Below are 16606 nucleotides of genomic sequence, written 5' to 3' on the forward strand. Positions count from 1 at the left end.
TCTAAAAGGCTCCCATTTCCATGCTGAGTTTCACGGGTTCGTGTTGACGAGTAGTGCGTCCCAACCGGAGGTCCTGCAGGCGGACTCCGGGCTGCGCAGAGACTTCAGAGAAGATGGATTGGAGCTCCTGCGAAAGCGTCTGTACATAGGCCTCGCTCATGCGGGAGTGGTCGTAGAGGATGTCGATCTCGAGCCCCGTCTCGCCGGGGCTTACCAGGAACCAGAGAGCGGTCTGTGCTTCGGAGTCCTGGGACTCTCGCGGAAGAATCTCGGTCTCGGAGATGTGCAGCGAGCCAGCCTGACGCGGGCCGCGGCGTTGGTTCTGAAGGGTGAGGCCGATATCGAAGATCGGGTTGCGCTCCAAGTTGCGGACAATCTGCAGGGGCTCGAAGAGATGGTCCAAAGGATAGAGCTGGTTGGAGAAGGCTTCGACGATGGTCTCGCGAACTCGCATCAACAGCGCGTCGAAGCGCTCGCTGCCAAAGATGCGGTCCCTCAGGGCTAGCACGTTCATATAAGGACCGGCCTGTTGCTCCAACTCGGGCAGGACGCGTCCTGCCACCGGTGTGCCGACGATGATGTCCTCTTGCCCCGACTTGCGGTAGAGCAGAGCTTTCACGGCGGCGACAAGCACCATGAAGAGCGTGGCCTTGTGACGCTCTGCCGTCCCCTGCAGGTCCGAGGTAAGGGCCGCATCGATCGGGAGGTGGGCCGTCCTCCAGCGCTCGCTGTGGATCGTTCCGCTGGGGGTGTCGCCCGGCAGGGAGAAGGGTGCGAACCCGGAGAGTTTGGTGAGCCAGTACTCTTTCATGCGCTCGCCCTCGGGGCCGTCGAGCAGCTCGTTCAGCCACGCGGCGTAGTCCTTGTATTGCACGGCGAGCGGAACCAGCAAAGGTTCTTCATGCTGGACGGCAGCGCTGTAGAGCCGCTGCAGGTCGTCGAGTAGAACCTCGTTCGTGATGCCGTCGCTGACGATGTGGTGCATCGCGCAGACGCATACGTGCCGCGTCGCGTGCAGCCGCACGAGCTTTACGCGGAAGAGTGGCCCTGCGCTCAGGTCCATCGGGGCCAGGCGCTCGCGCATCTCGAGTGTATGAAGCTGGGTCGCTGAATCTTCAGCGTGACTGAGATCGATCAGCTCGAAGGAGGTGGCGAACTCTTTGGGCGTGAGGATCTTCTGCCGCGGCTGGCCGTCGACCTCGACGAACACTGTGCGGAGGATTTCATGCCGCGCAGCCAGCAGGCTGAACGCTCGCTGCAGGGCAGTGACGTCGAGAGAGCCTTCCATCTGGAATGACGCCGGCATCGGCCCGCTGCCGTCTGTCCACAGACCCTCCTGCACCCAGAAACGCAGCTGCGCCGGGGACAGTGCGTAATGCTCCTGTGAGGGCAGCGGTTGGATGGGCTCGTACGGCGTCACCGTCGAGTTTGCGATGTGACGTGCGAGGCCGGCGATGGTGGGATGCGAGAAGAGCGTCTTCAACTCGATCTGGCAGCCGAGGTCCCGGCGTGTCTGGGCGATGACCTGCATGGCAGTCAGCGAGTTTCCTCCCACTTCGAAGAAGTTCGCATCGGCGCGAATGGCAGGGAGGTCGAGAGCGCTTTGCCAGATCGCCGCGAGCTTCCGCTCCACATTGTTTTCCGCAGGAGCCGGGGGTGCATCTTCTTCCGGAACGGGGAGGCTGCTGCGGTCGATCTTTCCGTTGGGCAGCAGAGGAAATTCGGCGGCGGTGACGAAGACCGAGGGGACCATGTACTCCGGCAACTGCTCGCGCAGCCGTAGTCGCAGCGACGCAACGAGCCGCGCGTCCGGCTCCCGTGAGAGCACCCATGCGATGAGGTGCGCGCGTTCGCCGGATCCCTGCAGAGCTACTATCGCCGCCTCCACGCCGATGTGCGCTGTGATCGCCGCTTCAATCTCACCGGGCTCGATGCGGAAACCCCGCAGCTTGACCTGGTTGTCGGAGCGGCCGAGGTACTCGATCTCGCCGTTGGAGCGATAGCGTGCCATGTCCCCGGTGCGATAGAGCCGGCCCTGGGTCACGGAAGGAACGGTGAGGAACCGCTCCGCAGTGAGGTCAGGGCGGTTCAGATAGCCGGCGGCGAGGCCGGCGCCTCCCAGGAACAGCTCGCCGATGGTTCCGATGGGCAGAAGCTCCAGATGGCTGTCGAGGATGTATGCCTGAGTATTGCCGATGGGACGACCGATGGATGGTTCGAGTGGATCGTCGCGGTCGATCCGTGTCCCGGTGGAGTAAGTGGTGTCCTCACTGGGGCCGTAGAGGTTATAAACCGAGGCCCGAGGAGCTGCCTGATAGATGGACCGGACTAACTGCCGGCGCAGAGGCTCTCCAGCGAGATTGACGGTAGTGACGCTCGCGGGCAGGACCGACGCCTGCAGCAGCGTGGACATGGCCGAAGGCACCGTATTGATCAGGGTGATCTCTTCTTTTGCCGGCAAGCTGCCGAGCTCCAGAACATTTTCGGCGAGCAGTAGTCTTCCTCCCCGGCTGAGCGGAGTGAAGATCTCGAAGATGGAGAGGTCGAAGCAGATGGAGGTCGATGCCAATACGCACTCGGTCTGTGTCGCCGTGAAGTAGGAGTGTGTCCAGGCGAGGAACGCTGCGGCGCTGCTGTGGCGAATCATCACGCCCTTGGGCCGGCCTGTGGAGCCCGATGTATAGAGGACCCATGCGAGGCTTTCTTCAGAGACTGGGGAGGAGAGGGCCGGTGCAATAGGCTCCTTGGGTTGTTCCTCGACCAAGAGAGAGGTGCAGGTGGACGGCAAGGAGTCTGTGAGCTCCTGGCTGGTAACGATGGCTGCAAGTGCGGCATCTTCCAGTACCAGGGCAACGCGTGCCTGTGGCCACGCGGGGTCCATGGGAACATACGCTGCTCCGGTCTTCAGTACGCCGAGCAGGGCGGCGATGAGGTCGGGGTCGCGCCGGAGGTAAACGCCCACCAGAGCTCCGGGCTTGACCCCTGCGCCGCGCAACTGCGCGGCAATCTCTTCCGCCCGTTGGTTGAGCTCGGCATAGGAGATGCGGCGCTGCTGGTGAATCAAGGCAGTTGCATCGGGTGTCTTGGCGGCTTGTTGCTCAAAGAGATGGTGAACGCCGTTACCGCTCAGGGCTGGGGCCGCCGTGTCGTTCCACTGTTTGAGGAGCGCGCGATCTTCCGGGGGGAGCAAAGCGACGCGCGAGACCGAAACTTCCAAGTCCTGGGTGATGGCGGAAAGGACCTGGCGATAGACAGCGAGGAAACGATGCACGCTGCTCTCGTCAAAGAGGTCGCTATCGTAGACGCATTCGAGAAGCAGCTCGGCTCCGGTATCGATGGTGTTGAGGCTCAGGTCGAAGGCCGTGTAGTGGACCGACGGTGGAACCAGTGTTGCTTCGATGCCGCGGAGCGCAGGCAGCCCGGAGACCGGTTCCAGGTTGAAGACCGTGGAGACCAGCTGGGCCGCATGGAGATTGCGCTCGGAACCGATCTCTCGCAGCAGCTCCGCAAAAGGAAAGTCCTGGTGTTCGAGGGCGTCGAGGACGCGTCTCCGCGTTGCGGCAAGGAACGCAGACACCGTAGCATCGGCCTCCTGATGCGAGCGGACGGGCAGGAGATGGGTGCAGTATCCCGCGACGCGCTCGCTGCCGGGCACGGAACGGCCGGTCACGGGGATGCCAACGATGATCTCGTCCTGACGAGTGATGCGATGCAGAAAGATCTGGAATCCGGCGAGCAGGGTCATGTACAGCGTGCATCCTGCGCGCCGGGATGCGGTGCGCAGAGCATCTGCAAAGGACGCATCGATGCGGGTGGAGACGCGTTGCCCGTTGAAGTTCCTGATGGTGGGATAGGGACGGTCGGAGGGAAGACGCAGCGCGGGTACCGGCACCCGGCACTCCGCGATCCAATAAGCACGATGGGCCTCCATCTCCGCGGAGCCGCGCTGTGCTTCGATCACTTCGAGATAGCCGCGGAACTGAAGCGCCGGCGTTGCCGGAGCGTTACCGTTGTAGGCGTTGGCAAGTTCCTCCAGGAAAATGCCGAAGGTGAATCCATCGCAGAGGATGTGGTGTGCTGTCAGCGATAGAAGGGAACGCTCGTCGTCCACCCGGAGCAGGGCCGCACGGAAGAGCGGGCCGGTAGTTAGATCAAACGGAGTCTTGCTCTCCTGCGCGCGCCAGGCTTCGATGTCCTTCTCGATGATGGGGACATCTAGCGAAAGGCGTGGTTGGACGACCTGACTCTTGCCATCCACCGAGAAAATGGTCCGCAGCGCCTCATGGCGGTCGACAAGGCCCTGGACGGCCCGACGCAGCGAGTCCGTGTCGATCTTCCCTCGCAGCTCCAGCGTGGTATTGATGTTGTACGCAAGCGAGCCCTCGGGTCCGATCTGCGAGGCGAGCCATAGCTGGTGCTGTGCTTCGCTTAGAGGCACGGTGATCGTGGTCTCGCTGGCGGGAGGATTGATGTAGCCGCCGCGCTTCAGCTCGATCACGCTTTCACGCACGGCCTTCACGAAGTACTGAAGGTCTTCTTCGGTGTGAGCAGTGGAGAGGAAGCAGGTCCGCCACTCCCAGATGTAGATCCCCTTTTCGAGCAGGTGATAAAAGAAGAGGTCCAAGTTGGTCGTGAACTCAAAGCGGAAGAGGGAACCGAAGCTGGTAACGCGAATAGGCGCCTGCTCTTCTATGAAGAGAGTGTTGAGCGTGCCGGCCAGCTCGGTGGTGCGATCGTTCAGGCGCAACTGCAACTCGCCGCCTTCGCGCTCCAACTCCTTGAGCACAGCAAGGGCCGCGGCCATAGAGAGCGGGTACTGGCAGAACGTTCCTCCGAAGGCAGTGCGGTCGGCGGCGGGAAAGGACGTATCGCCATAGCTCCACAGGCCGCCGTCGATGCCGTCCATGAAGTGCGCCGTACCCGCAATGACGCCGAGCGGGAGACCGCCGCCGATGATCTTTCCGTAGGTTGCGATGTCGGCGCGAACTCCGAAGAGCCCCTGCGCACCTGCGGGATGTACACGGAAGCCGGTGATCATCTCGTCGAAAATCAGCGCCGTATTGCTCTGCTTCGTGATGGAGCGAAGCTCCTTGAGAAATGTAGCGGGCTGCAGAGAAGGGTTACGGCTTTGTACCGGCTCGACGATCACTGCGGCGAGCGATGGGCCCAGGGTGCGGATGGTCTCCAGAGCTGCATCGCTGCCGTAGTCGAGTACGAGGATGTTCTCCACGGAGCCAGCAGGGACTCCCGGGGCAATAGCGTCAGTACCGCCAACGGGATTAGCCGCCGCCAGGGTTCCGTCCGAGTGGCCGTGATACGAGTGCGTGAACATGACGATCGTGTCCCGGCCGGTGACGGCGCGTGCCAGACGCATGGCGGTCATGACGGCTTCCGTACCGGTGTTCGAGAAGGCGACCCGATCGTGACCGGTCATCCGAGCGAAGCGCTCTGCTACATCGCCCACCAGTGGTGACCTCGCTCCGAGTTCCAGGCTTCGCTTCAGCTCGCGCTCGATGGCGGTCTGCAGGAACTCCGGTGCGTGCCCGAAGAGATGCACGCCGAATCCCATGGTGAAGTCGATATATTCGTTGCCGTCGATGTCCCAGAGCCTCGAGCCGGAGGTGCGCTCGCCGACGATGGGATAGAGCATCTCCTTCGTGGAGAAGCGAAACCCGACCGAAGCGCGGCTGTCCGCAACCACGGAGCGCGATGCCTGGACGGATTCCTTGGAGCGCCTGGTTTTTGTGGTGAAGCGGTCGATGAGGCCTTCAAGATGATGCTGCTGAACCGGCGTCAGACCGCGAGCGCGCTGCTCCACCGGATTGCCCCAAGGCATCATTGGCTTCGGAGTCTCCGCCGCGGCTGTAGTCTCATGTTGGACGCGCGGCGGCTTGGCCGTTGCAGCAGCCGGCGTTCCCTGGGACACGATGCCCAGCGATGCGCGCATCACCTCCATCTGCTGCGCCATCACCTCGGAGAGCATGCGGTTCTGGTCGGCAATCATCCGCTCCAGGGAACCGGGCCCCTCCGGCGCAGGAAGAGCGGCGCTTGAGGCAGCAGGGACACTCGGCTCGGTCTCTGCGCTGTTCTGGTCGATGAAGGCGGCGAGGGCCGCGATGGTGGCGAGGTCCTCGAAGAAGCGGCGCATGACCAGCTTGATGCCGTACTGCTTCTCAATCAGGCGGACCGCCTCGATCAAGACGATGGAGTCAGCGCCCAGCTCGAGGAAGGGAACCTCTACGTTGATGCTGGCTGGATCCGATTGGATAAGTTCGGCTACCTGCGTGCGTAGCCAATCGACACTACCTGTACGTTTTTTCTGCTCTGCTTTGACCATAGAGAGGGGCTGTTCTGTAGAACGTATTTCCGGGTGAGATGCCTTCGTGCGAGGTGCTTCCGTGCGAGGTGTTTCGCGCAGCCAGATGGAACTGCGCTGAAAGGCGTATGTGGGCAGCGGCAAGGGTTCCGGCGCCTTCTCTTCATAGGCACGCCAGTGGATGTCGGCTCCATGACGATAGAGATGGAGGAGCGCATCGAGAAACGTCTCCTGCGGAGAGCCCGGCTGAAGCAGCGGAACGAGATGGATCCCGGCATCAGCGGGCAGGCATGCCTTGGCCATACCGCTCAGGATGGGCCTGGGGCCGATCTCTAGAAATGTATCGAAGCTGGCGGCAGCCAGTGTTTGTATCCCCTCTGCGAAGCGCACGGGCTGGCGGCAGTGATCGCGCCAGTATCCGGTCGACGGCGCTTCATGTTGCAGCGTCCCGGTAAGGTTCGACACCAGCGGAACCTGGGGCGGTCGCATCGCGATGCGTTGAGCTGCTGCCTCAAAGCGTTCCAGCATGGACTCGAGGAGCGGCGAGTGGAAAGCATGCGACGTATTGAGAGCGACAGAACGCACGCTGCTTTCTTCGAAGTGCCTGGCGATGGCGGCGACGCGGTCGCGCGTTCCAGAGATCACGATATTGCGAGGCCCGTTGATCGCGGCGATGGAGATCTCGGCGGCGTGCGGCCGAATGGCCTGCTCCACGGTCGCGAGGTCCGTCAGCACAGCTGCCATGGCGCCGTCCTGAGGAAGTGCCTGCATGAGCCTCCCTCGCTCGCAGACCAGGCGTATGCCGTCTTCGAGCGAGAATACTCCGGCGGCGCACGCCGCTGCATACTCTCCTACGCTGTGACCTATGACCGCGCCGGGAACGATGCCGAAGCTCTTCAGAAGCTCGGTTAGGGCGTATTGCAGAGCGAACAGCGCGGGCTGGCAGTTGCCAGTCTGGTCGATGCCGGAGTTCTCCTCGAAGAGGATCCTACGCAAGGGAAGGGGATCAGCGAGACCGCAGCATCGGTCGATGGCATCGCGAAAAACCGGCTGCGTGCGATACAGCTCGCGCCCCATGCCGGTGTACTGCGATCCCTGTCCGGTAAACAGAAACGCGATGCGAGGAGGCTGAGACGTAGAGGCATCGAACGCCGTGCTGGCGCGGAGTTTGTCGAGGGCGTCTTCACGTGAGGTGATCCTGAAGCCGATCCGATGGGCAAAGTGGTCGTGTCCCGCGCTGCTAGACCAGCAGACCGAAGCCATGCTGGCCTGCGGATGTGCTTCCAGCCAAAGCCGGTAGGCTTCGGCCATGCCCTGTAGTGCAGGCCCCGATTTGGCAGAGAGGAGCAGCGGGTGGGAGAGGTGCTGACAGGCGTGGGATTCGGTGTTTACTGCGGGAGCCTCTTCGAGCACGATGTGAGCATTCGTGCCGCTGGCCCCAAAGGCACTGACGCCGGCGCGGCGGACCTTCGCTCCGCGAGCCCATGGCGAGGCCTCCGCCGTGACCGCAACAGGAAACTCGGACCAGGGGATGAACGGGCTGGGATCACGGAAGTGCAGATGGGGAGGGATCTCTTCATGGAGCAGCGAGAGCACGACCTTAATGACTCCCGCGATGCCCGAGGCTGACTCGGCGTGGCCGATGTTGGTCTTGACTGAGCCAATCTTCAGAGGATTGCCGGCCGCACGTCCCTTGCCATAGACCTCGGCCAGCGCCCTGACCTCGATGGGATCTCCCAACGCTGTTCCTGTGCCATGCGCTTCCACGTAGTCGATAGAGGCTGGATCGATTTGCCCAAGGGCTTTTCGCAGAACCGCCTCCTGCGCCACTCCGTTGGGAGCGGAGAAGCCGGAGGAGGCTCCGTCATGATTGACCGCGGAGGCGCGGATGACAGCAAGCACGCGATTGCCGTCTGCAGTTGCATCCGACAGCCGCTTGAGGACAAGCACGCCGCAACCCTCGCTCCGCACAAAGCCATCTGCGGAGGCATCGAAGGTCTTGCATCGCCCGCCGGGCGAGAGAGCGCGCGTGCGGCAGACAGCGACGGTATTGTCGGGCGAGAGGATCAGGTTGACGCCTCCGGCCAAAGCCAGGCTGGACTCTCCCAGGCGGAGGCTCTGACAGGCGGCGTGCAGGGAAACTATTGATGAGGAGCAGGCTGTGTCGATGGCCATGCTCGGACCCTGGAGGCCAAGCGTATAAGAGACCCGCCCAGCCGCTGTGTTGAGAGGGCTGCCGGTGAAGAAGTAACCGTCAACATTGCCAACCTTACTTTGCAGGCTGGCATAGTCATTGGTCGTAATCCCGACGAACACTCCCGCGCTGGTGCCCTTCAACGAGGATGGAGGGATCGCTGCGTATTCCAGCGCTTCGTAGCAGGTCTCAAGAAACAGGCGCTGCTGCGGATCCATGGATGCGGCTTCGCGCGGACTGATATGGAAGAACGATGGGTCAAAGCGGTCGACGTCAGGGAGAAAGCCTCCGTGACGGCAGTACATCGTGCCAGCGACGGATGGGTCGGGGTTGTAGTAGTCGTCGACCTTCCAGCGGTCAAGGGGTACTTCCGTGATGGCATCGGTCCCGTCGCGCAGCTTCTTCCAGAAGCTTTCAGGATGGTTGGCTCCGCCAGGGAAGCGACAGCTCATGCCGACGATGGCAATCGGTTCCGACCTCGCGCGCTCCGCGGCTTCGAGCCTGGCCTGAAGCTGCTCCAGATGGAGGAGCGTCCGCTTTACCAGAGACATCTCCGTGTTCTGGGCCGACGTAGGCAGAGAAGATTGCTTATCAATACCCATCTAGAATTCCTGCTCTGCTTTCTATGTCTGGGAAAGCCAATGTAGCACGTTGGCTTTGATCAGGTTGTGCAAGTCCATGCGTCACCGATTCTGCCTGGCGGTCATCCTGCTTCCGTTGTCCATGCCATAGAGAGAGCCGGACGAGTCCAGGTGCCCCTCTACGTGGCGTTGACACTGCAGATCCGATGAGTGATAGATACCTATGAATTGTTTGGGAGAGAGAGAAAGTCCACGGTCAGGCAGTTATAGATCCACCTGTACCTTTAGGGAAAATGTAGCTGGAGTATAAGGGAATTTTTTTGCTTCAATCAAGAAGCTTAAGTTTTTCGAGCAATAAAACTTCAGCATCCTCCTCCGATAGAAGTTCGATCCGTGTTCGAAGAGCGGCTTCGGCAACTCTTGTATCTTCCGGCTCCCACGTCGGTGTCGTCTTCTCGTCCAGAAGCGAGTCGGCCAGCGCGTGAATCGAAGGGCTGTCGAAGAGCAGCGTTGCCGGTACGGCGATGCCGAGTGAGCTTTCGATGCGACCTCGGAACTCCAGCGCAAGGAGCGAGTCCATGCCCATCTCGAAGAACCCGAGGTCGCGGTCGAGCCGTGCAGACTCGAACCCCAGCACGTGGGCTGCCTCCCTCTCGAGGGCTTCCACGAGCGAGCTTCTGTCGCCGGTGAAGATCTTTCCGGCCTTTCGTTCGGAAGGCTCAGGCTCGCTGGGCTGGTGAATATCCGGTCGTACGTGATCGATGAAGGGCCTTGGCCCGCGGGCCTCATAGGTGCCCTGGAACCGATGCCATTCGATATCAGCGATGGCCAGTTGCGAGACCGCCGGCAGATGGTTCAGTGCCTCCAGGGCGCGCTCCGGAGCAAGGACCCTGACGCCGATACGTGAGAGCAAGGTGGCCGCCTCTGGCGAGGTCATGCCGCCGCCTTCCCACGGGCCCCAGTTGATGCTCAGCGCGGGCAGTCCGAGACCATGCCGGTAATGAGCGAGCGCATCGAGATAACGGTTGGCCGCGCTGTAGTGCGCTTGCTCGCTTGATCCCCAGGCGGAGGCGATGGACGAATACAGCAGGAAGAAGTCCAGGCCGAGACCCTGGCTCTGTCGATGAAGCTCCCATGCGCCCTCTACTTTGGGACGCAGAACGGCGGCCAGCGTCGAGGGCTCAATCTGCGCAAGCGGCTCATAGCCCAGAATGCCGGCGGCATGGACGATGCCCTTCAGCGGTGGATGGCCTTCGCGAATCTTCTTGAAAAGATCAACAATGGCGCTTGCATCCGCGATGTCGGCCTGTTCGTAACGGACATCGGCTCCATGATGACGAAGGCCTTCCAGGATCGATTCCTCAGGCGGCCTTCTGCCGGTGAGCAGAAGAGAACGAGCGCCGCGACCGATGAGCCAGCGGGCCGTTCGGCAACCGAGTTGTCCGAGGCCGCCCGTGATCAGGTAGAGGCCGTTAGCCTCGACGCGCAGCGGCGAGACCGCTGGCGCACGCGTCCGCAAAAGGCGAGGTACGAAGCGAGACCCATCACGGAAGGCCACCTGGTCTTCCCGGCTGGCACTCAGGATCTCGGTAAGAAGCATTTCGTCTTCGTCCGGAGCGCCTTCGCGATCGAGATCGATTGCTACGCCGAAGATCTCCGGATGTTCGATGGAGATTCCCTTCGCCAGCCCCCACAGAGGCGACTGGGCAAGCCCGGTAAGCGCGGGGACATCCCCTGCTTCGACGGCATCCCGGGTGATGACCCAAAGCTTCGATCCTCTTGCCTGTTGAGAGCGAAGGATCTGTTGCGCCACCAGGAGCAAGGATTCGCAGGCATCGCCAAAGAAGACAACCTGCGTGCGCGATCCGAGAACAGGGAAAGACGCGAGATCGCCTAGAACCTGAACGGAACAGCCGAGGGATTGCAGAAGAACCGCGAAGGTCTCTCCCTTGCCCGCTTCGCCGGTGACCAACAGCCAGTGATCCTCCCTGGCGCGTGCGAGAGAGAGGACTGGATGCAGAGGAGCAGCCTCCCATTGCACCTGGTAATAGAGGTCCTTCGGGCTGTGATCTGTCTTGCGGGCGAGTCCGGGCAGCTGAAAGCGCTGGCGCTTGAAGGGATAGTTGGGAAGTGTGATGGGCGGCTGCGGCGCAGCGCCGAAGAAGACCGCCCAATCGAAGTTTTGTCCTTGCGCGTAGAGCCGCGCGACGCTGCGCTCCAATGCCTTGCCCGAGCGAGGAGACGGTAGAAGGGTTTCGATGGGAAGCGTCCGCACCGCCTCTTTGATCTCCCGGCAGGTAGCGGGGGCGGTCTTCTGTTGGAGCCAGTATTCAGGCTCGACCAGCGTTGTTCCCGGCATAAGAGCGGCGGAGCCCTGCGAGACCGGAATACGTTGAAGCAGGGTGCGCAGTTCGGACAGATCGGGGGCGGCGTTGAAGAGCAGCAGAGCGTCCTCCGCCTTGATCGCCTGCGCCTGGCACGCAGCGACATAGGCTCCCGCTCCGGCACCCAGAAACGCCGATGCGCGGATCCCCCACGACTTCCATAGCTCTACCCACGCATACCATGCGGCAAAGGCCTCGGCCTGGGCAAAGCGATCGAAGGCCTGGCGGAAGACGGGTTCGGCGGCATGAAGCTCGCGCGCCCAGACTCCTGGTGTGCCGGCGAGTACGAACGCCGTCTTCGGAGGCGTGGTGCTTCGCGAAGCTGCACGGTAGACCAGGCCATGGGGAAGAACACGTGCCTGGCGATAGGTGAAGTGATTGCGGCCTGCTGCCGCTGCCCTGCAGAGTGCAGGGAGCTGGTGGCCTGGGATATCGCACAGGATTGCCTCGTAAGTATGCGCGAGGGCCTGGAGAGCTGCGGGCGAGCGGGCGGAAAGCGGCAGGATGCTGCGGGTTGTTCCGGTTGCAGGGGTGAACGCAGGCGGTTCTTCCACGATGCTGTGTGCGTTCGTGCCGCTAAAGCCGAAGGCGCTGATGCCCGCGATGCGCTTGACTGCTCCCCGCGGCCACTCGAAGGACGCAGCGGCCACGCGGACCGGAATATCGTTCCAGGGGATATGCGGATTCGGCCTGTGGAAGTGCAGGTGCGCAGGGACCTGCTCATGCTCGAACGCAAGCAGGACCTTGATGAGACCGGCTATGCCGGAGGCCGATTCGAGGTGGCCGATATTGGTCTTGACCGATCCAGTCATGAGCCAGCCGTCCCGCTTGCCGAAGACCTCTGTCAGAGCCTCCATCTCGATAGGGTCTCCCAGGGAGGTACCGGTCCCGTGTGCCTCAACGTAACTGACCTCGGAGGGCGAAACTCCCGCCTGCTGGAGAGCGCGGCGGATGACCCTCACCTGCGAGGTGCGGCTGGGAATGGTAAGGCCACCGCTAGCTCCTCCATGGTCGACGGCGGTACCTCGAATGACTCCCAGGATACGGTCGCCATCGGTCACGGCCTCCGAGAGCCGCTTCAGCAGTACCATGCCGCAGCCCTCTCCTCGGACATAGCCATCGGCGCCTGCGTCGAAGGTCTTGCATCGCCCATCGGCCGCGAGCATGCGCGCTTGCGAGAAGCTGACCATCACCTCGGGAGAAAGCATCAAGTTCACCCCCCCGGCCAGCGCCATACGGGTCTCGCCTGAGCGCAGGCTCTCGCAGGCGAGATGCAGGCAGACCAGAGATGACGAGCAGGCCGTATCGATAGCCATGCTGGGGCCGTTCAGACCGAGCGCGAACGATAGTCTTCCCGCTGCCATGTTGAGAGCGCTTCCGGTGCCGAGATAGCTGCTGGAGCGTCCGCCGGTGGCCGCAATCTCGATGGCGTGATCAAAGCAGGTAATCCCCACATAGACGCCGGTGGAAGAGTCCCGAAGACGGTCGCTGGCGATGTTGGCATTCTCGATCGCCTCCCATGCGACCTCGAGCAGCAGCCTCTGCTGCGGGTCGAGAAAGGTGGCTTCGCGGGGCGAGATATTGAAGAAAGCCGCGTCGAAGTCGTGGACGTGCGAGAGGAATCCGCCGGAGCGCACAGCCATCTTTCCCGGGGCCGATGGATCGGCGTCGTAGTACTCGTCGATGTCCCAGCGGTCGCGGGGAACTTCGACGATTGCATCGCGGCCCTCTTTAAGAAGTTGCCAGAACTTTTGCGGGGTATCGCTGTCACCCGGGAAACGACACGCCATGCCGATGATGGCAATGGGCTCATACCGCGATGCCCGCAGCGCCTCGATCTCCGCGCGACGTTGACGGAGCTCCGCGAGCGCGGATGCCAAGGCGTCTGTGCTCTTCTGGTTCATATTCGGCCGATCTCCTCAGAGATCATCGCCGCGAGATCGTCTTCGCTGATCGCCTCTGGCTCGTCATCCTGAAGCGACAGGGTGTTGAGGATGTGGGCTGTCAAGGCCTCGAGTGTGGAGTGGGTGAAGAACATGGTTGCCGGGAACGGTCTACCGAAGGCGGCAGAGATGCGGGTGGTGAACTCGAGCGCGAGGATCGAATCGAGACCCAGATTGAAAAACGACTGCGTGGGATCGATCGGAAGATCGTGGGGAAGGCGCAGGATATCGATGAGGATCGACGACAGAAGGTCGATCAGAAAAGACGCACGAGTGCCTGGAGCGCAGTTACGAAGCTCCTGCATGAGGGTGGTGTCGGCCAGTGTTTCCTGCGGTCCGGTTTGAACGAAGTTCGAGAGCAGTGGAGACTGCGCGGCTGGGGGATCGTTTTCAAAGAGCCGCTGCCAATCAACCTGTGCGACGCCTGTCTGCGTGACGTTTCGTTCCATCAGGAATTGAAGCGCGGCGAGGGCAAGCTCCGGATCGAGCGGGGCGATGCCGAGAGCGGCAAGCGTCTCATGCGCGCGCCTTCCGTAGGTGGTGGAGGCATGGCCGGCACCGGACCATGGGCCCCAGTTGATGCTGAGCGCGGCCTTACCTTCCGCGCGTCGCAGGTGCGCCAACGCATCGAGAGAGGTATTGGCGGCCGCGTAGTTGCCCTGTCCCGGCATGGTGACAAGAGACGCCATCGAGGAGAACAGAACGAAGTGGTCGAGAGCCGCATCGGCGAGAAGCTCGTGCAGGTTCCATGCACCGGTGCTCTTGGCAGCGCCCGCGGCCTGGAAGCGATGGATGTCCTGGTCCGTCAAGCGGGCATCGTCCAGTACGCCTGCCAGGTGAAATACTCCCCGCAGAGGAGGCATGGACTGCCTGATCTGATCGAGCGCAGCGGCGACGTCGTTACGCTGAGCAACATCGCAACGGAAGACCGTTACTCCGTCGGGACAAGACGCTGCCATGTTGCGGCTGAGCATGGCGATATTCCCGGCGCCCTTTGCCTGCAGCCACTTGATGATCTGCTGGCCCAGCCCGCCGGAGCCGCCTGTCACAAGGTATGTGGCGTCTTTTTCGAACTGCAGAGGCTTCGATGGTTCCGCGAGTATAGAGTCGTCACGCGTGATGCGTGCGACATATCGTGTCCCGCCGCGCAACGCGATCATGTCTTCGTCCCCGCAGGAACGGATGGCTTCGCCGAGATCATCGCCGCTGGACCCTTCGGGATCGAGGTCGATGAGCCCTCCCCGGTTGGCCGGTTGTTCCACCGCAAGCGCTCGTCCCAAGCCCCAAATCACTGCCTGCTGTATGGAGGAGGGGGCGCCTCCGAGCAGCGGCATCGCGCCCTGCGTCACAAGCCAGAGAGGGACCGTTGCATCTGCCAGGGCCTGAACGGCGGAGAGGGCAATGTTCGAGTCGGGGAGAAGGCAGACCACACCCTTCCACGCAAAGCTCCGGTCGATGAGACAAGCCCGGCCCTCTTCAGGCGCGACGATGTTGCAGGTATCCCCCATGCTCTGCAGGAAAGAGAGGAGCTCATAGGCAAGAGCGCTGCGATTTGCGAGGATGAGCCATGCGCCCGCACGGTCTATGGAGATTGTGTTGGGGGTTTTGGCGGCGACCCAACTGCGGCGATAGAGCAGGTGCGCGAAGTCCATGGTCTTCGCTGTAGTCTCCATGCGATGCAGGCGAAAGCCGTCGATCTCAAGGATAAGCCTGCCCGCGAGATCATAGACGCGGATATCGCCTTCGACGCCATCTTTGGCTGGACGCAGAACAGCATGGCTCCAGACGTGCTTGAGCGATGAGACGTCCGCGTGAATGCGAAGGAGTCCAAGGCCGCCGGGGATATAAAGCTCATTCGTTTGGGAGGCGTCGATCTCCATCGCGGCTGCCAGCACACGGCTGCACGCATCGAGAAAAGCCGGATGGACCTGGAATCCGGACGAGGAGACGGTCTCCGGCACCTGGACGCGTCCCAGAGCTTCGCCCTCACGTCGCCAGATTCTTTCAATGCTGTCGAACTCCCCTTCAATGCGGAGGCCGATGGAGTGGAGAGTTTGCTGGAAGCCGGAGGCCGAGATCTCTTCGTGGCATCGGGCCTGAACAGCGGAGGGATCGAAGCCGGAGTTCTTCTCTTGGTTCGTCTCGGAGAGGTAGAGACTCTTCAGACGCTGCAGGTGGGTGAGGTTTTCGAGTAGAAGGTCGACGGGAGGCCCGAAATCGAGCAGGCAGGCGATCTCGTCGACTCCGACGGCCTTGAGCCGCTGCACCAGGCCGAGACAGCTTTCGGGAGTGCCGATGAGGCCGCGCGACTCCGCGAATCGTTCATAGAGGAACTGCACAAAGGTATCGAGCTCCTGCGCGGGCATGGAGCGCACATCGACCTGGTGTCCGCGGCTCTGTGCAAGGCCATTCAGGAGTCCGATGTTGCTGGCGATATAGTTGCAGAACGGAGCGCGTGCCTGTTCGCGCACCAGGTCTTTATCGTCCCCGACGAAGGTGTGGAGCATGACGGTGACGATGCCGGTCGTCGGATCGAGGCCACTGTTGGCGCGCGCCTCGCGGTAGACAGCGATCTTGGCGGCAAGCTGTTCCTCGTCCTGATCGAGAAGATGCGTGAGCAGGTTTGCGCCGATCTCTCCTGCCTTCGCAAAGGTTTTTGGATTCCCCGCGGCCGTCAGCCACGTGGGCAGCTCAGGTTGTTTAGGTGTCGGATAGGTTTTGATCCGGACCGGCTCACCGTTCCCGTTGACTGCATCGATGGTCTCACCGCGCCACAGGCACTGCACGGTACATATGCCGGAGAGCATATCCTCCACGCGGTTGCCATACTTGTCTGGAGCCAGCGCAAAGTCGCCGGGGTTCCATCCTGGTGCGAAGGAGATGCCGACGCGTCCGTTGGAGAGATTGTCGACGACCGACCACTCCTCGGCGATGCGGATGGGATGGTGCAGCGGGACCACGACGCTGCCCGCCATTAAGCGCACCTGGCGGGTCGAAACCGCAAGCGCCGCGTGAAGGACGGCGGGATTTGGATATAGGGAGCCGAAGTCGGTAAAGTGCCGCTCTGGCAGCCATACGCTGTGGAAGCCGTTCAGGTCGGCGAAGCGCGCGCTCTCCATGACCAGCCTGTACTTATTGCCGGAGAGGGCCTCTTCACTGCTGGCGAAGAACATGAGGCTGAACTTCAT

The 16606-nt window shown here is 62.1% G+C and carries 3 protein-coding genes; all 3 read right to left on the reverse strand.

Translation table 11 applies throughout. The annotated features are described in order from the left end of the window. Window position 1: 1 nt before the first annotated feature. The 3 genes from AC5S26_RS19510 to AC5S26_RS19520 all read right to left on the reverse strand — a co-directional run bounded on the left by AC5S26_RS19510 (window position 2) and on the right by AC5S26_RS19520 (window position 16606). Window positions 2-9112 carry a type I polyketide synthase gene (locus AC5S26_RS19510; protein WP_494186594.1) on the reverse strand — a complete coding sequence of 3037 codons (9111 nt, stop codon included), beginning with the start codon at window positions 9110-9112 and terminating at the stop codon, window positions 2-4. Between the two features lie 304 nt (window positions 9113-9416). Beyond that, on the reverse strand, window positions 9417-13379 hold the full coding sequence (locus AC5S26_RS19515) for a type I polyketide synthase (protein ID WP_494186595.1): 3963 nt from the start codon (window positions 13377-13379) through the stop codon (window positions 9417-9419). Next, on the reverse strand, window positions 13376-16606 hold the full coding sequence (locus AC5S26_RS19520) for a type I polyketide synthase (RefSeq protein ID WP_494186596.1): 3231 nt from the start codon (window positions 16604-16606) through the stop codon (window positions 13376-13378). Before AC5S26_RS19520 ends, AC5S26_RS19515 begins: the two co-directional genes overlap by 4 nt.

The organism is Edaphobacter sp. FHG110511_03 (assembly GCF_059115365.1).